The organism is Georgenia sp. Z1491 (assembly GCF_049856175.1).
GTDB lineage: Bacteria > Actinomycetota > Actinomycetes > Actinomycetales > Actinomycetaceae > JB111.
In genome coordinates, this window is record NZ_JBNDNA010000018.1 from 1 (window position 1) to 21,572 (window position 21,572).

16 protein-coding genes are annotated in these 21,572 nt (G+C 70.9%); 15 read left to right on the forward strand and 1 reads right to left on the reverse strand.

Going from position 1 to position 21,572, the window contains the following annotated elements:
* Positions 1 to 58: 58 nt before the first annotated feature.
* The gene (locus ACPYO4_RS14505; protein WP_425709963.1) at positions 59 to 874 is read right to left on the reverse strand and encodes a QueT transporter family protein; all 816 of its coding nucleotides are present in this window, start codon (positions 872 to 874) and stop codon (positions 59 to 61) included.
* A gap of 581 nt (positions 875 to 1,455) precedes the next feature.
* Between ACPYO4_RS14505 and ACPYO4_RS14510 the strand changes: the two genes are divergently transcribed.
* The 15 genes from ACPYO4_RS14510 (at position 1,456) to ACPYO4_RS14580 (ending at position 21,248) form a co-directional block, all read left to right on the forward strand.
* Complete coding sequence (locus tag ACPYO4_RS14510; protein WP_425709964.1) at positions 1,456 to 3,171, forward strand: ABC transporter ATP-binding protein; 1,716 nt, start codon at positions 1,456 to 1,458, stop codon at positions 3,169 to 3,171.
* Complete coding sequence (locus tag ACPYO4_RS14515) at positions 3,168 to 3,947, forward strand: energy-coupling factor transporter transmembrane component T family protein (protein WP_425709965.1); 780 nt, start codon at positions 3,168 to 3,170, stop codon at positions 3,945 to 3,947. Before ACPYO4_RS14510 ends, ACPYO4_RS14515 begins: the two co-directional genes overlap by 4 nt.
* A 67-nt stretch (positions 3,948 to 4,014) precedes the next feature.
* Complete coding sequence (locus ACPYO4_RS14520; RefSeq protein WP_425709966.1) at positions 4,015 to 4,932, forward strand: nucleoside hydrolase; 918 nt, start codon at positions 4,015 to 4,017, stop codon at positions 4,930 to 4,932.
* Positions 4,933 to 5,055: 123 nt separating this feature from the next.
* Positions 5,056 to 5,805, forward strand: coding sequence for an MBL fold metallo-hydrolase (locus ACPYO4_RS14525; protein ID WP_425709967.1), 750 nt, complete (start codon positions 5,056 to 5,058; stop codon positions 5,803 to 5,805).
* Positions 5,806 to 5,925: 120 nt separating this feature from the next.
* Positions 5,926 to 6,903, forward strand: coding sequence for a phosphoglycerate dehydrogenase (locus ACPYO4_RS14530; protein WP_425709968.1), 978 nt, complete (start codon positions 5,926 to 5,928; stop codon positions 6,901 to 6,903).
* A gap of 13 nt (positions 6,904 to 6,916) precedes the next feature.
* Positions 6,917 to 7,711: a hydroxypyruvate isomerase family protein gene (locus tag ACPYO4_RS14535; RefSeq protein ID WP_425709969.1), complete on the forward strand. Its 795-nt coding sequence runs from the start codon at positions 6,917 to 6,919 to the stop codon at positions 7,709 to 7,711.
* Positions 7,708 to 9,756, forward strand: coding sequence for a 3-oxo-tetronate kinase (gene otnK / locus ACPYO4_RS14540; RefSeq protein ID WP_425709970.1), 2,049 nt, complete (start codon positions 7,708 to 7,710; stop codon positions 9,754 to 9,756). Before ACPYO4_RS14535 ends, otnK begins: the two co-directional genes overlap by 4 nt.
* Positions 9,749 to 10,417: a class II aldolase/adducin family protein gene (locus ACPYO4_RS14545; RefSeq protein ID WP_425709971.1), complete on the forward strand. Its 669-nt coding sequence runs from the start codon at positions 9,749 to 9,751 to the stop codon at positions 10,415 to 10,417. Before otnK ends, ACPYO4_RS14545 begins: the two co-directional genes overlap by 8 nt.
* A gap of 4 nt (positions 10,418 to 10,421) precedes the next feature.
* Complete coding sequence (locus tag ACPYO4_RS14550) at positions 10,422 to 11,141, forward strand: substrate-binding domain-containing protein (protein ID WP_425709972.1); 720 nt, start codon at positions 10,422 to 10,424, stop codon at positions 11,139 to 11,141.
* Positions 11,142 to 11,230: 89 nt separating this feature from the next.
* Positions 11,231 to 12,016, forward strand: a complete 786-nt coding sequence (locus ACPYO4_RS14555; RefSeq protein ID WP_425710005.1) for an NAD-dependent epimerase/dehydratase family protein — start codon at positions 11,231 to 11,233, stop codon at positions 12,014 to 12,016.
* 53 nt (positions 12,017 to 12,069) lie between these two features.
* On the forward strand, positions 12,070 to 12,744 hold the full coding sequence (locus tag ACPYO4_RS14560) for a GntR family transcriptional regulator (protein WP_425709973.1): 675 nt from the start codon (positions 12,070 to 12,072) through the stop codon (positions 12,742 to 12,744).
* 455 nt (positions 12,745 to 13,199) lie between these two features.
* Positions 13,200 to 15,557 (forward strand): phosphoribosylformylglycinamidine synthase subunit PurL, encoded by a 2,358-nt coding sequence (gene purL / locus ACPYO4_RS14565; protein WP_425709974.1) that lies wholly within the window; start codon positions 13,200 to 13,202, stop codon positions 15,555 to 15,557.
* Positions 15,558 to 15,854: 297 nt separating this feature from the next.
* Positions 15,855 to 17,189: an NADP-specific glutamate dehydrogenase gene (gdhA, locus tag ACPYO4_RS14570; RefSeq protein WP_425709975.1), complete on the forward strand. Its 1,335-nt coding sequence runs from the start codon at positions 15,855 to 15,857 to the stop codon at positions 17,187 to 17,189.
* Positions 17,190 to 17,404: 215 nt separating this feature from the next.
* A complete protein-coding gene (locus ACPYO4_RS14575) occupies positions 17,405 to 18,271 on the forward strand; it encodes a DsbA family protein (RefSeq protein WP_425709976.1) in 867 nt (288 codons plus the stop codon).
* A 436-nt stretch (positions 18,272 to 18,707) separates the two neighbouring features.
* The gene (locus ACPYO4_RS14580) at positions 18,708 to 21,248 is read left to right on the forward strand and encodes a bifunctional metallophosphatase/5'-nucleotidase (RefSeq protein WP_425709977.1); all 2,541 of its coding nucleotides are present in this window, start codon (positions 18,708 to 18,710) and stop codon (positions 21,246 to 21,248) included.
* Positions 21,249 to 21,572: the final 324 nt, after the last annotated feature.

Here is a 21,572-nt window from a genome sequence, read left to right on the forward strand (position 1 = left end):
CCCCCCCCCCCCCCCCCCCCCCCCCCCCCGCCCCCGTCCCGGTCGGAGGTGGTGCCGGTCAGTGACGCCGCTGCGTCTCGTTCGCGAGCGCTTCCACCTGCTCACGGCCGCCGCACATCACCGAGCCGGCGAAGACGAGGAGGATGAACGGCAGCGGTGCGAATCTGACGAGGGTGGTGCCGGATCCGGCATCGGCGACGTACAGGAGGATGAGCATGGTCACGACGCCACCGATCGCGCCGATCGCGGTGAGGATGAAGCCCACCTTGCGGAACCGTCCGGACGAGACCTCCTCCGGCTCGAGGATGTCGGTCCACAGCAGCCCCCACTTGTGCAGCCGGGGGTAGACGATGCGGATGACGAACGGCGTGACGACGGCGGCGAGGAGCCAGCCCGGCACCAGGACGGCGATGAAGTAGAACTCTGCCGGCGCGAGGCCGAGCAGCAGGGCCACCCAGAAGGTGAGGATGAGCGCGAGAGCGCACTGACGCACCACCTGGATCGCCTGGTACCTCACCACGCGGTTCGTGCTCGTGAGGTTGAGGCCCATGTCGTTGCGGGGGCTGAGTGCGTTCCACAGTTTGTAGGCGAGGAAGCCGTTGACGAAGTTGGCGACGAAGCCGCCGATGGCCCCGGGGCTGAGGGTGCCGAAGAAGTCGCCGATGAGGTTGCCGATCGCTACACCCCAGGCCCCCGCCGGCCCGAAGAGCATGCCGAGGGCGACGGGGAGGATGTCGGCCACCCGGAGTGAGACGTGGCCGGGGATGATCGGGATGCTCTGGAACGGGATCAGCAGCGCGGCGTACATCGCAGCCGACAGAGCGACCAGCACGATCATGTTGGTGTGCCGCCACATCGTGAATATCTCTCGCATCATTGCCACTTTCGACGTCGGGATAGTGGGGGGCTCGTCGCAGCCGCGCGTCCAGCGCAGGCATCCTTGGCGCGCTCGAGGTAGATCGTATAGTATTTGAACAGGCCTGCGGGGTCAACCGTTGCGATCCGATCTGCAGCTTTACGTGGGGTGGGGAGTGCACGGCCGGATGCTTCGGGTGTGGCGCCGCATGGAGCGGGTCGAACTCACGCATGGTGCCGGCCGGCCACGACGCCCTCCTGGGCGTCGCGGCCGGCGGTCCCCCCGTCCTCGAGCTCGGCCGTCGGAGGTGCGTTCCGCGCTCGCTCATGGTGCGGCTGGCGACGCGGGTGGTCGTGTTCCGCAGGGGTTGACACGACCAGAGCTTCAAATACTATAGGATCATTCATCGGTCGGAAGCGGCAGCGTGGCCAGCTGGGTTCGAGCTCTCGTACGGGCACCGGCCGCTCGAGCTCGGAGGTAGCGACGATGCGCGAAGTGTTCACGGCATGGCGGCACACCAACCTGAAAGTGCTGATCGCCCTGTCCGCAGCACACCAGCCTCTGTCCATGACGACGCGGACGCGAGAGGAGTCTTTTCGATGACGAGTGCCACCACCACAGCCGTCGAGCTGCGGGATGTGCGGTTCACCTACCGGGGAGCGCCCGAGGAGACCTTGCGAGGGGTCGACCTCGAGGTCGAGGCGGGCGAGTTCGTCGCCGTGATGGGAGCGTCCGGCGCCGGCAAGAGCACCATCTGCCAGACGCTGAACGGGATCGTCCCCAGGCTCGCCAAGGGGTCGTTCCAGGGGACGGTCATGGTCGGAGGTGTCCTGGTGTCCGACCGGCGGATCGCCGAGATGGCCGAGGTCGTCGGACTCGGGTTCCAGGACTTCGAGGCGCAGCTCTTCTCGACCAACGCGGAGCTCGAGGTCGCCTTCGGCCTGGAGAACATGCGCATGCCCCGCGAGGAGATCCGGGAGCGCGTCGCGACCGTGCTCGAGCAGGTGGGGCTCACGGGGTACAACGACCGGCAGCCGGCCACCCTCTCCGGCGGGCAGAAGCAGCGGCTCGCGATCGCCTCGATCCTCGCCGCGCAGCCAACGGTCGTGTGCCTCGACGAGCCCACCACCGACCTCGACCCGGTCGGCAAGAACGAGGTCTTCGCGATCGCCAGGCGTCTGGCGCACTCGGGTGTGACGCTCATCGTCGTCGAGCACGAGACCACCGAGGCCCTGATGAGCGACCGCATCGCACTCGTCGACCAGGGCCGGGTCGTACGGATCGGTGCGAAGGAGGAGATCCTGCGCGAGGCGGAGCTCTTCGAGGAGCTGCGCATCATGCCGCTGCAGGTCCCACAGCTGTTCGCGCGGCTGGGCGTCGAGACGCGGCAGCGACCGCTGACGGTCGAGGAAGGGGTCGATCGGTACCGGTCCGACGGCCTCGAGCTCGACGTGGACGCCCACCGTGCGCTCCTCGCGGCGGATGCCGACCGCGCGGCGTCCTACGGCGAGGACGTCATCGTGCTGGACAACCTCTCGCACAAGTACCCCACGGGCCTGACGGCGGTGGACGGCGCGACCTTGTCCATCCGGCAGGGTGAGTTCGTCGCCCTCCTCGGTCAGAACGGCTCCGGCAAGACGACGCTGGTCAAGCACCTCAACGGGCTTCTGCAGCCGACGACCGGACGCATCTCGGTCAACGGGAAGGATGTCCGCGAGCACTCGCTGCTGAGCATCGGTAGCCACGTGGCGTACGTCTTCCAGAACCCGGACCACCAGATCTTCTCCGACACCGTGTTCGACGAGGTCTCGTTCGCCCTCCGCAAGCGGCACATGGACGACGACGAGATCAAGGTGCGTGTCGCCGAGGTGCTCGAGGCCGTCGGGATGTCCGGCCAGGAGGAAGAGGACCCGTTCTCGCTGACGAAGGGCCAGCGACAGCGAGTGGCGGTGGCTTCGGCGCTGGCGCTCCGCCCCGAGGTGCTCATCCTCGACGAGCCGACGACCGGCCTCGACTACCACGAGCAGCGCAGCATGATGGAGTTGGTCCGCCGGCTCAACGAGGAGATGGGCGCGACCATCGTCGTCGTCACCCACGCCATGTGGGTCGTGTGCGAGTACGCGCACCGCGTCGTCGTCATGAAGAATGGCTCGGTCGTCAGCGACGGCACGACGCGCGAGGTCTTCGCGCAGGAGGAACAGCTCGAAGGGATGGCGCTGGTACCGCCGCCGGTCGTCTCACTGTCCAACGAGCTCGGCCACACCGTCCTGTCGGTGGACGAGATGCTCCAGATCACCGGGGGCGGTGCGCGATGAACCTCTACCTGTACCTCGACAAGGACACGATCTTCCACCGGCTCGACCCGCGGACGAAGATGCTCGTCCTGGCAGGCCTTTTCGTGCTGGCCTTCCTGTTCATGTCACCGATCGCGAACCTGGCGCTCCTCGTTCTCGAGCTCGCGCTGGTCACGTGGTCGCGGTCCTGGCCCAACGTCCGGCGCTTCGCCGTGCTGCTCGTCATCATCATGATCGGGACGATCGTGATGTTCGGTCTCATCCAGGGCGGCGAGACACCGCTGATCGGATTCATCAAGTTGGAGGGCATCGTCCACGGTGTCTCGATCGGCCTGCGGGTCGTCTGCCTCATCATCGCCGGGCTGATGTTCCTCTCGACGACGACGAACGAGGAGCTGCTCATCGGCCTGGTGCGCATCGGCGTTCCCTACCGGTTCGCCTTCGCGCTCTCGACAGCCCTCCGGCTCGTCCCCACCGTCCTCGGTACGGCGCAGATCATCATGCAGGCGCAGCGGAGCCGCGGCCTCGACATCGAGGCGGGCAACATCATCAAGCGCCTCAAGAACATGGCGCCGATCGTCATCCCCGTCTTCATCTCGACGATCCGGTCGACCCACGTCTTCTCGATGGCGCTCGAGTCGAAGGGCTTCGGCGCGTTCGAGGACCGCACGTTCCTCCTCGACCCGAGGTTCCGCGGTATCGACTGGGGCTTCGTCACAGCCATCGTCGTGCTGCTCGCAGGCGCCGTCGCGCTACGACTCATGGGGGTGGGCGCCTCCCTCTCCCCGTTCGTCTAGGCCGAGGTCGGCGAAACCCACCGAGGTGCCACCAGTCAACGTCCATGAACGACCTGAGAGGTGAGAGATGCTCATCGTAGATACCGACCCGGGGATCGACGACACCGTCGCGATCATGACGCTGCTCGCTGCGGGCACGAAGGTCGATGCCTTCGTCAGCGTGTACGGCAACGTCCCGGAGAGCCTGACGACCGCGAACATGCAGCGTGTCCTCGACCTGGCCGGCGAGACCACGGCCGCACGCTTCCGCGGAGCGACGGCGCCGATGTTCGGGGACCCGGTCACGGCGTACCACGTCCACGGCAACGACGGCCTCGGCGGCGCGCTCGAGCACACCGCGACGCCCTCGCTCGACCCCGTCGACTACCCCGCTCTCATCCGCTCGGCGACCGACCCGGTGACGATCGTCGCCCTCGGGCCCCTGACGAACGTCGCGCGAGCCATCGTCGCGGCGCCGGATGTCGTCGACCGGATCGAGCGCATCGTGCTCATGGGCGGTGCGGTACTGACCTGGGGCAACACGACTCCGGCGGCGACGTTCAACCTGGTCAACGACCCGTTCGCGGCGGCGTTGGTCTACGACTCCGGCATTCCGCTGGTCCAGGCCGGGCTCGACGTGTGTCGAAAGGCGGGCGTGCCCGGTTCGCGCCTGATGGAGTTCCGAGACTCGACGACGGAGACCGGGCAGTTCCTCTGGCGGATGTTCAACGGGCACCACATGGTCGACAAGGAGCGCGGGCTGCAGGACGACTCGAGCCTGTGGTTCAACGACGGCCCCGCGATCGCGTACCTGCTCAGGCCCGAGCTGTTCGCGACGAGCCGCCTGCCCATGATGGTCGAGTCCGAGGGGCGCTTCGCCCGCGGGGCCACGTTCGCGGACTTCGAGGGCGTCACAGGGCGTGCGCCCAACGCCGAGCTTCTCCTCGAGATCGACACCGAGGGGTACATCGACCTCGTGACCTCGATGCTCGCGACCTACCGATGAGGTGCGGCCCGGTGGACTCCGGCGTTGCAGCCGAGGGTCCGACGGCGGGGACGACGACGCGCACCGTCCGTCCGGCTGCCGCCCTCGTGGCGGGGGGATCCAACAGGACGAGAGGAGGCTGCCATGTATGACCTCGAACCGGTCGTCGACGGATTCCCCGGCAAGTCCTCGACCCACGGCGCCGTCGGGTGGAGCAGCGTCCACCTGCTCCGCGGCGAGGGGCGGGTGGTGCTCGTCGAGACCGGGCCACCGGCCTACGCGCCGCTGCTCGCGGCCGGGCTGGAGCGCCTGGGCCTCGGACCGGGCGACGTGACCGACGTCCTCCTCACCCACTCGCACTGGGACCACCTGGCGAACTTCCCGACCTTCGAATCGGCACGCGTGTGGATCGGCGGTCGCGAGCTCGCCTGGGCGGAGGGCCTTCCGGTCGGCACACCGCACCAGTCGAGCCTCCACGTCGCCGCGCTAACCGTGCGGCGGGGCGGCCTCGGTCTGGTCTCCGACGGCGATGAGGCGTGCGCCGGCATCGAGGTCCTCGACGTGCCGGGCCACACCCCGGGACACGTCGCCTTCTGCGTCGAGACGGGCGGCGGACCGGTGATCTTCGCCGGCGACTCCGTGAAGAACGTCTATGAGCTCACCACCGGTGAGGTCGACATGACGCTCGACGCCGAGGCGAGCCGGGCCAGCATCGAACGGCTGCGGTCCCGGATGACAGACAACGACGCGACCTTGGTCCCCGGCCACGACGTGCCGCTCCGCCTCGAGGGAGGACGCGTCGTCCGCGTACGGCCGCAAGGGGCCCAGGTGACGTTCTTCGCCTCGGCTGCGGGGCCGGAGGACCGATCGATCTCGGACCTGCCGGACGGATGACCGCGTGGCCCGCGGACCGCCCGACCGGGCGTCCGGCAGGCCGTCCGCAGGCGCGGCCGCGCCCCACGCACACGAACCTCGACCGCCAGTCGGTCGCACGATCACACAGCAGGAGAAGACATGCCACACCGTCGCGTACTGATCACCACGGGCTATCTCGGGCCGGGCGACGAGATCGACGCGATGCTCACCACGGCCGGGTGCGAGGTGAGCTACTCGAGGCCGCAGGACCGCACTGACGACGCGCACCTGACGAGCGCGCTCGCGCAGGCCGACGCGCTGATCGCCGGCACCGACCCGTACGGGGCGGACCTCATCGCCGCGGCACCGTCGCTGGGGGTCATCGCGCGGACGGGAGCGGGCTACGACAACATCGACCTCGCTGCCGCCGGAGAGCGCGGAATCGTGGTGTGCTGCACGCCCGGCGCCAACAGCCGGTCTGTCGCCGAGCTCGCGATCGGGCTCGTCCTGGCGTGCGCGCGCAACATCGTCTCGTCCGCCGCGCAGGTACGGGACGGCCGGTGGGTCCAGGCCAGCGGACGACAGCTCTCCGGCTCGACGCTCGGTATCGTCGGGTTCGGTGGCATCGGGCAGGAGGTCGCCTCTCTGGCGCGCGCCTTCGGCATGCGGGTGCTCGTCCACGACCCGGTGGTGGACGAGTCGCGTGCCGCCGAGCTCGGCGTCGAGCCGCGGGACCTGGCGGAGCTCCTCGCCGAGTCCGACTTCGTCACCCTGCACCTCGGCCTGTCGCCTGCCACGCGGCACCTGATCGACGCCGATGCGCTCGCGCTGATGCGGCCGGACGCCTACCTCATCAACACCGCGCGCGGCGGCATTGTCGACGAGCGTGCGCTCGCGGGCGCCCTGGAGCGCGGCGAGCTGGCGGGGGCGGCGCTCGACGTGCTCGAGACCGAGCCCATGGCGCCGGACGACCCCCTGCGCGGCGCCCCCAACCTCGTGGTCGTCCCGCACGTCGCCGGCGCCACGACCCAGGCTCGCCGCCGGTCCGGGGAGATGGCCGCCGCGCAGGTGATCGCGCATCTCGACGGGCTCCCCGTCGAGCACGAGGTCGCCGTCCCCGCCCCTCCGACGGAATGAAAGCGGGCCGATGATGACCAACGCACACGAGCCGCGGTTCGCCGCCAACCTCAAGTGGCTCTTCACGGAGGACCCTCTCGAGGGCAGGTTCGCCGCCGCCGCGGACGAAGGTTTCGCGGGCGTCGAGCTCCCGGCTCCTGGGGGCCTGACGGCCGCGAGGACCGCCCGGCTGCTCGAGGAGAACGGGCTCGAGGCCGTCCTCCTCAACGTCGCGCAGGGCCCCTCGGGCTCACCCACCGCGGGCGGCGCCGCGTGCCTCCCGGACCACGTCGACACCTTCCGAGACCTGGTCGACGAGGGGCTGGACTTCGCCGGTGAGATCGGCTGCCGCACGGTGCACGTCGTGGGCGGTCGCATCCCGGACGGTGTCTCCCGCGACGACGCGTTCGCCCGGTACGTGCACAACATCGGCTGGGCCGCCGCGCGCGCCGAGGGGACCGGCCTGCGCATCGTGCTCGAGATGCAGAACCAGCGCGACGCACCGGGATTCGTCCTCGGGTCCCAGGCCATGGCAGCGGCCGTCGCGAAGGCCGTCGGCGGCCCGGTCGGCCTGCTCTTCGACGTCTTCCACACCCAGGTCGCCGAGGGCGACGTGACGAGGACCTTCGACGCCGTACGACCGCTCGTGCAGCACATCCAGATCGGAGACGGGCCGGGGCGGACGGAGCCCGGTACCGGGGAGCTCGACTGGCACTACGTCGTCGAGCACGTCCGGGCGTCCGGCTACACAGGATGGTTCGGGTGCGAGTTCATCCCGGCGGGAACGTCCGCCGGTGTCCTGCAGCGACTCAAGGAGGCGGTCCGATGACACGCGACGAACGCACGGTGGCACTCATCAGCGCGACACCGGTGGCGATCCCGCCCGCGACCGACGCGCTCGCCGAGGCACTGCCCGACGCGACGGTCTGGAACCTGCTCGACGACCGGCTGCTCGCCGACGCCGCAGACGCCGGTGAGCTGACCGAGCCGCTCCGGGAGCGCATGGTCAGGCTTATCGCGCACGCCGTCGACGGCGGCGCCGACGCCGTGCTGCTCACCTGCTCGATGTACGGCACGGTGGCCGAGGGGACCGTCGCGGACATCCCGGTGCTCGCCCCGGACGGTCCGGCCTTCGAGGAGGCCGCGACCGGCGGGTACGGCACCGTGCTGGTGGTCGCCTCCCTGGAGTCGGCGCTCGCCGACTCCGTGCAGCGGTTCACCGAGGCGGTGTCCGACGCCGGCACCGAGGTCGACGTGCGCGGCCTCGCAGTGCCCGCCGCCCTCGCGGCGGCCAAGGCCGACGACCCGTCCGCGCTGGCGACGGTGCTGATCGACGCGTGCCGGCCGTTCGTCGACGGCGAGGCCGGCGTGGACGCCGTCCTGCTCGCGCAGTACTCGCTCTCACCGGCGCAGGCCCAGCTCGCCGAGGCGCTCGGGGTCACCGTGATCTCCGGCCCGAGCAGCGCGGCCGCGACCCTGCGGGACGCGCTCGCCGGGCTCTCCGCCTCCGGGCTCTCCGCGGACGAGCCCGGGGCACGCTCGGCGGACGCCCGGGGAGGACCCGCCGAGGACAGGCTCGACACCCGCTCCACGGACGCGCCGCTGGGCGCGATCGCCGACGACTACACCGGCGGCACCGACCTCGCTCTGGCCTGGCGTCGTGCGGGGCTGCGGACCCTGCTCTTCTTCGGACCGCCGCCGCGGAACATCGACCTGCCGGAGCACGACGCGATCGTCGTCGCGCTGAAGTCCCGGACGGCGCCGGTCTTCGAGGCGGTGGAGGAGAGCCTCCGGGCGGGCGAGTGGCTCCGGGCCCAAGGAGCGCGGCAGCTCTACCTCAAGTACTGCTCCACGTTCGACTCCACCCCGCAGGGCAACATCGGCCCCGTCCTCGACGCGCTCGCGGACGCCGTGGGGGCAGGTGTCGTCGTCACCACGCCCAGCTCGCCCGAGCACGCCCGCACGGTCTACGCGGGGCAGCTCTTCGTCGACGACGTCCTGCTCGCCGAGACGCACATGGCGAACCATCCGCTCACGCCGATGACGGACTCCTACCTCCCCCGCGTCCTGCAGGCGCAGAGCGGGCGGTCGGTGGGTACGCTCCCGCTCGCGACGATCCGCCAGGGCACACCGGCGGTCCGCGCCGCGATCACCGAGCCGGCTGGCGGCGGGTCGAGGCATGTCCTGGCCGACGCCGTCGAGGCCCATGACCTCCGCGTCCTCGCGGAGTCCGTCGCCGACCAGCCGCTCGTCGCCGGTGCGGCCGGCCTCGGCGGTGCGATGGCCGAGCTCCGGACCGCCGCCACGTCCTCCGACGAGGCGACGGCGCCGGACCCTGTCGGCGACGGACGGGCCGCGGTCCTGGCCGGCAGCTGCTCCGCGCGGACCCTAGCGCAGATCGCCGATCTGCAGCGCCGCGGTCACCCGACCTACCGGGTCGACGCCCTCACGGCGGACGACCCGGCGGTGCTGGCGGACGGCGCGCTGGCCTGGGCGGACGCCCTTCCCGATGGCCCGGCACCACTCATCTACACGTCACTGCCCGCGGATGAGCTCCGCGAGGTGCAGTCGCGGCTCGGCACCGCGGAGTCGGCCGCGCTCCTCGAGGGTGCGCTGTCCCGCATCGCCGTCGGACTGGTGGACCGCGGGGTCCGGCGACTCGTCTCGGCCGGCGGAGAGACGTCCGGGGCGATCGTCCACGCGCTCGAGGTCGCGGGCGCCGCCGTCGGGGGCGAGGTCTCGACCGGGGTGCCGTGGATCTACGCGATCGGCGCCGAACCACTCGCGCTGCTCCTGAAGTCCGGGAACTTCGGCGATGTCGCGATGTTCTCCCGCGCGGTGGACGTCGACCAGGGATGGGGCACGCATGAGTAGCCGCACGGTGAGCGAGGGCAGCGAGGACGAGGCGCGCGACGAGGTGGTCGCGGCCGCTCGTGCCGTGGCCGCCCGCGGGCTCAGCCACGGCAGCACGGGCAACGTGTCCGTCCGTCACGGGGAGCGGATCATCGTCACCCCGACCCGCAGCAGCCTCTCGACGGTGGAGGCCTCAGAGCTCGCCGTCGTCGATCTCGACGGGCGACCGCTCACGGATGCGCGCCCCTCCAAGGAGGCGTTCCTCCACGCCGCCGTCTATCGAGGCCGTCCCACGGCGGGAGCGGTGGTCCACACGCACTCGCTCCACGCGACGGCGGTCTCCTGCCTCGGCGGGCTGGACCCCGACGACGCGATGGCGCCGTTGACTGCGTACTACGCGATGCGCGTCGTGGCGCTGCCGCTGGTCGACTACTTCGCCCCGGGCGACGAGCGTCTGGCCGATCGTGCGGGTGAGGTCGCGCGCGGCGACGCGTGCATGCTGCTGCGCAACCACGGTCCGGTCGTCGCGGCGGACCGTGCGCTCGCTGCCGTCGACGTCGCCGAGGAGATCGAGCACATGGCCCGGATCGTCCTGCTCGTCGGCGCTCGCGAGACGTCGCCACTGACGCAGGACGAACGGGAGCGCCTGTATGCGAACAACCAACGTGGAGAGAGGACGTAACACCGTGGAATCGACGCAGGTGACGCTGTTCAGCGGGCTCGCGGTCCGCGACATCCTTGAGGACACCGTCCTTCCGGCCTTCACCCGGGCCAGCGGCCACGAGGTCGCCCCCACCTACGAGCCGACGAAGGTGCTCACCGGCCTCATCGCCGACGGCGAGCGGCCCGACCTGGTGCTCGGCGTGGGCGGTGCGCTCGAGAAGCTGGCGGCCGACGGGATCCTCGACCGGCCCGGCCTGACCCCGCTCGTGCGGTCCGGGATCGGTGTGGCGACCGCACCGGGTGCCCAGCCCCCCGAGGTGGGGACGATCGACGAGCTCGTGACTGCCATCCGCTCGGCACGATCGGTCGCCTACTCGCGCACGGGCGCGAGCGGCGAGCACTTCGCCGCCCTGCTCGACCGGTTCGGGATCGCCGACGAGGTCAACGCGACCGCCACGGTCGTGGAGAAGGGGTTTACGGCAGAGGCGCTGTACGACGGGCGGGCCGACCTCGCCGTCCAGCAGGTCATCGAGCTGGCCTCGGTCGGCGGCGGCCACCAGATCCGCCCGCTGCCGACGGACGCCCAGCATCATGTCGACCTGTGGCTCGGGCATGCACCGAACGCGTCGGTGCCCGCCCGCGCGCTGTACGACTTCCTCGTCTCGACGGTGGCCGCGGACGCCTACCGGGCGGCCGGACTCGAGGTGTCCGTACCCGGCGGCGGCACCGTTCCGATGTCGTGAACCACGGGATGGCCCGGCCCATCCGTCCGGACCTCCCGCTCACGTCAGCACTCGACCAACCCCCTGACCCGCCGAATCGCGAGGACTCAATGACTGCATTACTTCTCACCGGAGCATCGGGCCGGATGGCCGCTGCACTTCGCCCCGCGCTCCGAGAACTCTACGACGAGGTTCGACTCTTCTCTCGGTCCGAGATCGATGACGTGGCCGACGGCGAGACGCTCGTGCGAGGCACGCTGGAGGACCTGGCGGCGCTCAGGCAGGCGTCCGCCGGAGTGGACGCGGTGGTCCATCTCGGTGGTCGCGCGGACGAGGCCGAGTTCGCCGCCATCCTCTCCGCGAACATCCTCGGTACGTACAATGTGTTCGAGGCCGCACATGAATCTGGGGTCGGACGCGTGGTGTACGCGAGCTCCCACCACGTCACGGGATTTCATTCCGCCGACGAGATGGTCAGCGTCGACTCGGACGTCCGGCCGGACACCTACTACGGCGTGAGCAAGGTGTTCGGGGAGGCGATCGGGCGGCTGTACCACGACAAGTGGGGGCTCGAGGTGGTGTGCCTCCGTATCGGTGTCTGCCGCGCGGAGCCGGAGAACTCCGACCAGCTCCGCACGTGGTTGAGCGTGCCGGACAGTGTTCGCTTGGTCCGGGCAGCACTGAGCCACGACCTTCCGGGTGGTTTCGCCACCGTGTACGGGGTCTCGGACAATTCCACTCGATTCTGGGACGCGTCCGGCGGTGAGACGATCGGATTCATGCCCGAGGACAGCGCCGACGAATTCGCTGACAGGTTCGGTGGTCATCAGGAATTCTCCACCGCCCATCAGGGTGCAGCATTCACAGCGCCCGATTATCGTGGGGGGATATGGTGACAGGCCGGATCGAAGACGCCCGGGTGCCGCCGTCGCGACGGCGGTCGACCCGCGTGCCTCTCGCGGACAAGGTGCACGACATCCTGCTCGTGCAGTTCATGAACGGCATGCGACCTCCGGGGCAGCGGCTCAACATCGAGAAGCTCTCGCGCGAGCTCGACCTCAGCCCGACCCCGGTGCGGGAGGCGCTCGCGCGCCTGGAGCACACGGGTTTCGTCCGTCGGGAGGCGCTGCGCGGGTACGAGGTGGCCCCGCTGCTCACTCCCAAGGAGATCGTTCAGCTGATGGACGCGAGGCTCCTCATCGAGCCGACGCTCGCCGCAGAGGCCACCCCCCGCAGCACCCCGGAGTTCCTCGCCGAGCTGGACGAGACGATCGCGGTGATGGAGCGGGTGGGGGCGGTGGCCGACGGCGAGGCGCTCCGCCAGTGCTGGCTCGCCGACGAGGCCTTCCATGCGCTCATCAGCAAGCAGGCGGGCAACCCGTTCACCGAGCGCGCCTACCAGGCGCTGGGCGGACAGCTTCAGAGGTTCCGGCTGATCGGAGAGGCGGGTGTGTCGCACGCGCACCGGGCGGCCCGGGAGCACCGGCGGCTCTTCGAGGCGCTCAGCGCGGCCGATGCCGAGCAGGCGGCGAACCGGATGCGGGAGCACATCGAGAGCGCGAAGAACCGCACCCTCGACGACGAGCGGGCTGCCCAGGATGCGAAGCAGGCCGCGCGCGACTGACGTTCGCCCGATGGGATCGAGACGAAGCCGGCGGCCGTCGTCGGACATGGACGGACCGCGCCCGATGACGACGGCTAGTCCTAGCGCTCAGTCAGTCAGGTAACCACCGAGGCAGTGCCCCGCGTCGATTGACTCGGTGGTTACGTGACTGGCTCGGCGCTCGTGCTGCGCGGTGGGAGACATCTGACCGCGCGGGAGGGGGCGCACGGGACCCGGGTAATGGCGGCGGAGCTCGCTGCAGGCAGCCGTTCGGACCCCTGGGCAGCCGCGCCGACCTCTCGGCAGCCGCGCCGACCCTCTCGGCGGCCCGTGGCGCGGACGGGATCGGGCCCCGCCGGACGCCCCGGGTAGATTCGGCACCAGCCCAGCCACCGGTGGCGCCTGCGCCCGCACGAGCGGCGCGCAGCCACCGGTCCGACCACCAGCCCAGCCCGCGAGTCCGTGAGGTCGCCCGCATGTCCGCAGATTCACCAGCATCCGACGCCGCGCCGAGCGCCCCGCAGCACGACGCAGCGCCGAGCGCCCCGCGCCCCGACGAGACCGTCGACGACGCCGCCGCGACCCCCGACACCCCGATGCCCTACGCGGAGCTCGGCCTCACGGCCGACGAGTACGCCCGCATCACCGACCTCCTCGGCCGCCGCCCCACCTCGGCCGAGCTCGCCATGTACTCCGTCATGTGGTCGGAGCACTGCAGCTACAAGTCCTCCAAGCGCCACCTGCGCCAGTTCGGCGACAAGACGACCGACGCCATGCGGCAGAACCTCCTCGTCGGCATCGGCGAGAACGCGGGCGTCGTCGACGTCGGTGACGGCTGGGCCGTCACCTTCAAGGTCGAGTCCCACAACCACCCCAGCTACGTGGAGCCGTTCCAGGGCGCGGCGACCGGCGTCGGCGGCATCGTGCGGGACATCATCGCCATGGGCGCCCGCCCGATCGCGGTGATGGACCAGCTCAGGTTCGGGGCGCCCGACCACCCGGACACGAGCCGGGTGGCGCACGGCGTCGTGGCGGGCATCAGCTCCTACGGCAACAGCCTGGGCCTGCCCAACATCGGCGGCGAGCTCGACCTCGATCCCGTATACCAGGGCAACCCGCTCGTCAACGCCTTGGCGATCGGCGTGCTGCGCCACGAGGACATCCACCTGGCCAACGCGTCCGGCGCCGGCAACAAGGTCGTCCTGTTCGGCGCGCGCACCGGCGGCGACGGCATCGGCGGCGCCTCCATCCTCGCGTCGGAGACGTTCGACGAGGGCGGCCCGGTCAAGCGCCCGTCGGTGCAGGTCGGTGATCCCTTCATGGAGAAGGTCCTCATCGAGTGCTGCCTGGAGCTGTTCGGCAAGAACCTCGTCGAGGGCATCCAGGACCTCGGCGCCGCCGGCATCTCCTGCGCCACCTCGGAGCTGGCCTCCAACGGCGACGGCGGCATGCACGTCGACCTGGAGACTGTCCTGCTGCGCGACCCCAGCCTCACTGCCGGCGAGATCCTCATGAGCGAGTCGCAGGAGCGGATGATGGCTGTCGTCGCGCCCGAGCGGCTCGAGGAGTTCCTCGCCGTCACCGAGCGCTGGGAGGTCGAGACCTCCGTCATCGGCGAGGTGACCGGCACCGGCCGCCTGACGATCGACCACCACGGGCGCCGGATCGTCGACGTCGAACCCCGCACCGTCGCCCACGACGGCCCCGTCTACGACCGCCCCTACGCCCGCCCGGCGTGGCTCGACCCGATCGTCGCGAGCTCGGCGGCCGACCTCGAGCGACCCACCGACCCGGAGCGGCTCGCTGCCCAGATCCGAGAGGTCGCCTCCGACCCCAACCAGGCGCACAAGGGCTGGGTCACCGACCAGTACGACCGGTTCGTCCAGGGCCGCACGGCCCTCGCCCAGCCCGACGACGCCGGCGTCCTGCGCATCGACGAGGACACCGACCGCGGGGTGGCGCTGGCGACCGACGCCAACCACCGATACGCCTTCCTCGACCCGCGCGCCGGCGCCGCCCAGGCGCTCGTCGAGGCGGCGCGCAACGTCGCGACCGTCGGCGCCCGCCCGCTCGCGGTCACCGACTGCCTCAATCTCGGCAACCCCGAGGACCCGGGCGCGATGTGGCAGCTCGTCGAGACGATCACCGGGCTCGCGGACGCCTGCCAGGAGTACGGCATCCCCGTCACCGGCGGCAACGTCTCGCTCTACAACTCCACGGGCGAGCCGGGCACGGCGTCGTCGTCGATCCATCCCACCCCGGTGGTGGGCGTGCTGGGACTGCACGACGACGTCACCCGCGCCACGCCGTCGGGCTGGCGGGGTGCGGGGGAGACGATCGTCCTGCTCGGCGCCACCGCGCTCGAGCTCGACGGGTCCGCCTGGGCGCAGACCGTGCACGGCCACCTGGGCGGGACGCCGCCGCGCGTCGACGTCGCGCAGGAGAAGGCGCTGGTGGAGACCCTGCTCGCGATCCACGGCGAGCGGCTCGCCACGGCCGCCCACGACCTCGCCACCGGCGGGCTGGCCCAGGCGCTCGTCGACGCGACCACGAGGTACGGCGTCGGGGCCGAGATCGATCTCACGGGCGTGACCGACCGGGACGGCATCGACCTTCCGACGGCGCTGTTCAGCGAGACGCAGGCCCGGACGATCGTGGCCTGCGCGCCGGCGGACGTCGACCGCATCACGGCGCTGGCCGCCGCCCAGGGCGTACCCTGCGCGACGATCGGTTCCACCGGCGGCGGGTCCCTCGCCGTCGGGGGCGTGACCGGGATCGACGTGGCCGCGCTCGCCGAGGCGTCGGCCGCGGTGCTGCCCGCACTGTGGGACTGAGCACGGTCCCGGGCCTGAAACGAGGATCGTGTGGCGGACCGAGACGAACATTTGGCACGATCCTGAGACAATTGTGAGCAGTGCCGGGTGCGTCCCGGGCCGCCGCGGTCGACGCGGGGCGTCATGCCCCGTGCGCCGCGCCGGTGAGGCCGCGGGCGACCTTGCCCCGCGCACCGGGCGGGCCCGGCCCGCCACGCACGACCGCACCATCCATGACCGCACCACGCGCGAGCACCCCTCGGGCGAGAACCAAGGACCATCCGCCCGGCGTGAGCCGGGCCCGACGTCAGGAGCCGCATGATCGACGAGCTGCAGGCGGTGTACGACGAGGTCGTCACCCGCGACCCGGGCCAGCCCGAGTTCCACCAGGCCGTGCACGAGGTGCTCGGCACGATCGGCGACGTGGCGCTCAAGCCGAAGTACGAGGGGCAGGCGATCCTGCGCCGCCTCATCGAGCCGGACCGCCAGATCATGTTCCGCGTCCCCTGGGTCGACGACGCCGGCCGGACGCAGGTCAACCGCGGCTACCGCGTGGAGTTCTCCTCCGCGCTGGGCCCGTACAAGGGCGGCCTGCGGTTCCACCCGTCGGTCAACCTCGGCGTCATCAAGTTCCTCGGCTTCGAGCAGATCTTCAAGAACGCGCTCACCGGTCAGGGCATCGGCGGCGGCAAGGGCGGCTCGGACTTCGACCCGCACGGGAAGTCCGACGGCGAGGTCATGCGCTTCTGCCAGTCCTTCATGACCGAGCTCTACCGCCACATCGGCGAGTACACCGACGTCCCCGCCGGCGACATCGGCGTGGGCGGCCGCGAGATCGGCTACATGTTCGGCCAGTACAAGCGCATCACCAACCGCTTCGAGGCCGGCGTGCTCACCGGCAAGGGCACCGGCTGGGGCGGCTCGTTCGGCCGCACCGAGGCCACCGGCTACGGCACGGTCTTCTTCACCGACCGCATGCTGCGCCGCGCGGGCAAGCAGCTCGACGGGCAGCGCGTCGTGGTCTCCGGCTCCGGCAACGTGGCGATCTACGCGATCCAGAAGGCCCAGCAGCTGGGCGCGCACGTGGTGGCGTTCTCCGACTCCTCGGGCTACGTGCTCGACGAGCAGGGGGTCGACGTCGAGCTGCTGAGCGAGATCAAGGAGGTCCGGCGCGGCCGCGTGTCGGACTACGTCGAGGCCCGTCCCGGGGCGGAGCTGCGGACCGAGGGCTCGGTGTGGGACGTGCCGTGCACGATCGCGCTGCCCTGCGCCACGCAGAACGAGCTCGACGAGCACCACGCCCGCACCCTCGTCGACAACGGGGTCATCGCCGTGGCCGAGGGCGCGAACATGCCCACGACGCCGGAGGCCGTCGAGGTCTTCCAGGCCGCCGGGACGGCGTTCGGTCCGGGCAAGGCCGCGAACGCGGGCGGGGTCGCGACGTCGGCGCTGGAGATGCAGCAGAACGCCTCGCGCGAGCAGTGGGGCTTCGACAAGACCGTCGCCAAGCTCGAGGTCGTCATGACGCACATCCACGACACCGTGGCGCGGACCGCCGAGATCCACAACGCGCCCGGCAACTACGTCCTGGGTGCGAACGTGGCCGGCTACGCCAAGGTGGCAGACGCGCTGCTCGCGCACGGGGTGGTCTGACGGGACAGGGCCGGTTGGCGTTCCGCGGTCGGCCGGCGGCTCCCCGACGTCGTCGAGCGTGCGGTTCGGAGTGGGCGAGTGTGCGGTGTCACGGCGTCGAGCGTGCGGTTCACCCCGTGCGGACCGCACACTGGAGGGTCGAGAACCGCACGCCCGAGGGGCGCGAACCGCACACTCGATGACTGGGAGGGCCGCTCGTGACAACCGGAGGAAACATGTCCCGAACCGCTCGTCCGGCGCTCGCCGCCGGAGTCCTCGGCGCCGCGCTCGCGCTCGCCTCGTGCTCGTCCGATCCTGAGGACCCCGCGGCCACCGAGTCCGGCACCGAGCAGGACGCGCCCGACGAGGACGAGGACGCCCGGGCCGAGACGGAGGCCCAGGAGCGTGCGGACGAGGACCAGGAGCGTGCGGAGGAGTCCCGGGAGCGCGCGGAGGAGGCCGCCGCCGTGCTCGAGGACGTGCCGACCACGGACGTCGACGTCGTCGCGGAGGATCCCGCGTACCCGACCGCGGTCGGCGAGGCGGACGCCGAGGTGACAATGGTGGTCTTCGAGGACTACCTGTGCAGCTACTGCCAGGCGATGGCCACCCAGTCGATGCCGGAGCTGCAGGATCTGGTCGACGACGGCACGCTGCGCATCGAGTACCGCGACGTCGGCGTCCTCGCGCAGCAGTCCCTCACCCTCGCGGAGGCCGCGTGGGCCGCGGGCCAGCAGGACGGGTTCATCGAGTACCACGATGCGCTGATGGCCGAGCCGATGCAGGCCGCGCAGGTGACGACCGAGGCGCTGGTCGAGCGCGCCACAGAGGTCGGGCTCGACGCCGAGCAGTTCGCCGCGGACCTCGAGGACCCGGCCACGGCCGAGCAGATCCGGGCCAACGGTCGGCTCGCGACGGACCTGGAGCTCACCGGCACCCCGACGACGGTGGTCGGCGGGTACGTGATGGTCGGTCTGCAGGACGCCGAGACGCTGCGGCTCGCCGTCGAGGGCGTGGCGTCGGGGGGCACGCCCGGCGGTGCCGAGACCGAGAGCGGCGAGGGCGCGAGCGACGGGGCGAGCGAGGGCTCCGTCGCGAGCTGACCGGGGTAGCGGGGCCTCGGCGCGGTGAGTCAGTCAGGTATCCGCCGAGTCAATCGACGCGGGGGACTGCCTCGGCGCTTACCCAACTGCCTCGGCAACGGACTCGTCGCACCCCACTGCCTCGGCGCTTACCCCACTGCCTCGGCAACGGGCTCGTCGCACCTCGCCTCCTCCGCCCCGGCGAGGCGTCGGGCAAGGGCTGACCGGGGTCGGCACGGTGCGCATCAGCACCAGGCTCCGCACGCGAGAATCCGTGCACGCACCGGTGACCACGTGGTGAAGCCACAGGTCGGACCGACCAACCGCGGGTGAACTCTTGGTGGCCGCTCGGTGAGACCCGGGGATCGGCATGGGACCGGCGATAGCCTGGCCGCGCCCTACCCCTGTCGGCCCGACGAAAGACTGAGGTCTCCCCCATATGTCACGCCCCTCTACGGTGAGGATCACGGCCAGCGCCGGCGTCCTCGCGCTCTTCGGATCGGTCGCCGCGGCGGCCCCGGCCCTCGCGGTCGAGAACGAGGACGGCACGGTCACCATCGACCTCGCCGTCATCACCGATTTCCACGGACACATCGAGACGGCCGCCCAGGTGCAGACCGTCGTCGACGGCATCCGCGCCGAGAACGAGACAGGGACCCTGTTCCTCTCCGCCGGCGACAACATCGGCGGCTCCGCCTTCGTCTCGGCGATCGCCAACGACGAGCCGACCCTCGAGATCCTCAACGCGATGGGCCTGGACCATGCCGCCGTCGGGAACCACGAGTTCGACCAGGGCTACGCGGACCTGCGCGACCGTGTGATCCCCGCGTCGGACTTCACCCACCTCGGCGCCAACGTCGACGGCGCGCCCGAGATCGCGGACCCGGGTTACGCCATCGAGGAGATCGACGGCGTGCGGGTCGGCATCATCGGCACCGTCACCTCGGACACCCCGAACGTCGTCTCGCCGGCCGGTATCGAGGGCCTCGAGTTCCTCGACGAGGTCGAGGTCGCCAACCAGCGCGCCGCCGAGCTGTCCGACGGTGTCGACGAGGAGGGCAACGGCGAGGCCGACGTGGTCGTCGCGCTCATCCACGAGGACGCCGACATCATCGCCCCGGGCCTGTCCGAGGACATCGACGCCGCATTCGCCGGCCACTCGCACCTGGTGAAGTCCACCGAGACCGGCGCCGGTGCCCCGCTGCTGCAGCCCGGTAATTTCGGCAGCCACGTCGCCAACACCCAGCTGACGATCGACCCCGAGTCCGGCGAGATCACGGTCGACACGGCGGAGAACATCGAGATCACCGAGGAGACCGCGCGCGACGCGGACATCGAGGCGCTCTACCAGGACGCTCTGGCCGAGAGCGAGGAGCTCGGCCAGGAGCAGGTCGGCTCCGTCGTCGCGCCGTTCGACCGCGGCTCGCGCACGGGAGCACCCGACGGCACGAACCGTGGCGCGGAGTCCACGCTCGGCAACTTGCTCGGCGACGCCGCGCTGGCGTCGGCGAACGAGTTCAACCTCGGCGCCGACATCGGCGTCATCAACCCGGGCGGTATCCGCGCGGACCTCGACCCGGACGGCGACGGCGTTGTCACCTACCAGGAGGCGTTCGACGTCCAGCCCTTCGGGAACACGATCGGCGCCGTGACGATCCCGGGCTCCGACCTGCGCCTGCTCCTCGAGCAGCAGCAGCGCACCGTGACGGACTCGCACCCGTACCTGGCGCTCGGCTGGTCCGAGAACCTGGACTACGTGTGGGACCCGGAGAGCAACGAGATCCTCTCCCTGACGATCGACGGCGAGCCCGTGGCCGACGACCAGCAGGTCCGCATCGCCGGTAACACCTTCCTGCTCGCGGGCGGTGACGCGTTCACCGGGTTCACCGACAACGCGAGCAACTTCGTCGACGCCGGAGTGCAGGACGTCCAGGCGCTCAACGACTACCTGGCGGCGAACGAGGAGCTCTCCCCGACCTACGAGCAGCGCTCGATCGGCTGGACCGGTCCGACGTCGGCTGCCGCCGGCGAGACCGTCTCGGTGGACCTCTCGGGCCTGTCGTTCACGACCGAGGCGGCCGCCAAGCCATTCGAGGTCGAGGTGCTCCTCGGCGACGAGGTCGTCGGGACCGCCGACGTCGACAACACCCCGTCCGACGGTTACAACACGACCGGCACGGCGACCGTCGACATCACCATCCCTGAGGGTGCCGAGGTCGGCGAGCAGTCGCTGACCGTCAGCGCCGAGCCGACCGTCGCCGAGGTGCCCTTCGAGGTCACCGAGGGTGCCGAGCAGCCTGGTGAGCCGGTGCCGCCGTCGCCGGGTCGTGGGTTCTACCTCAACGACGGCTGGAGCATCTGGGCTGACCACGAGTTCTCCTTCGGTCGCCCGGGTGACGAGGTCCTGGTCGGTGACTGGGACGGCGACGGCGCGGACACCCTCGCGGTGCGTCGCGGGAACGCCTACTACCTGAGCAACTCGCTGTATGGCGGGGCGGCGGAGGTCGAGCTGACCTACGGCCGCGCGGACGACGCGGTGCTGGTGGGTGACTGGGACGGCGACGGCAGTGACTCGTTCGCGGTGCGCCGGGGGAACAGCTACTTCCTGTCGAACTCCCTGACCGGTGGGAACGCCGACGCGGAGCTGGACTACGGCCGCGCCGACGACACCGTGCTGGTCGGGGACTACGACGGCGACGGCATCGACACCTTCACGGTCCGTCGCGGCAACACGTACTACGTGTCCAACTCGCTGAGCACTGGTTGGGCGGAGGTCGAGCTCGACTACGGCCGTGCGTCGGACGACGTGCTGGTCGGTGACTGGGACGGCGACGCGGTCGACACCTTCGCGGTGCGCCGCGGGAACCTCTACCTGGTCTCGAACTCGCTGACGTCCACGGTGGCCGACACCGAGGTCCGCTACGGCCGGGCCGGCGACGAGGTGTTCGTCGGTGACTGGAACGGCGACGGCTCCGACACCCTGGGAGTCCGCCGCTGACACGCACCCCACGAGTGCGGGGATATTTCCTCACCAACGAGGGGATTCTTCTCCACGAGTGCGGGGAATCTTCCTCACCAGTGAGCGCCGCCCGGACCTCGGTCCGGGCGGCGCTCACTCGTTCGTCGGGCCGCGGGCACCCCCGGGGCGTGGCCTGGCCGGTGAGTCAATCGGCGAAGCGGTGAGTCAACGCCCCGGGCGACTGCCTCGACACGTACCCGATTGACTGGGCGACAGCGCGACGCCAGGATCCACTCCACGCACCCCAGCGGACCGAGCCCCGCTCTCCCGCGGGGAGGCAGTCCGTTCACTCGCCGGGAGGAA